This window comes from Lysinibacillus sp. RU7 (genome assembly GCF_057837305.1).
Window position 1 is genome coordinate 1 of the sequence record NZ_JBYQFK010000292.1, and the last position, 239, is coordinate 239.

General features: G+C 66.5%; 1 protein-coding gene. It reads left to right on the plus strand.

Annotated features, from left to right (window positions below; all coding sequences use genetic code 11):
• Positions 1–239, plus strand: a 239-nt coding sequence (locus AC3II9_RS22445; protein WP_489158984.1) for an ATP-grasp fold amidoligase family protein, incomplete at both ends; no start/stop codon positions are given.

The following is a 239-nucleotide window of genomic DNA, read 5'->3' on the forward strand; positions in this document are numbered from 1 at the left end:
TGCGATGGACGAAAGCGATGGCCTGACCGCGCCAAACGGTTTCGCCATGGCGACGCGCGACCGGCTGGATACGATGATCGCCGCCGCCCGAGCGCTATCGGCGCCGTTCGAGTTCGTCCGCATCGACCTGTACGACGGTCGCGACGGCATCTATTTCGGAGAACTCACCTTCACGCCCGCCGCGTCGCTGGGCATCGCGCCATCCAGCGCCGGTGTTCATCGGGAAACGGCGACGCACC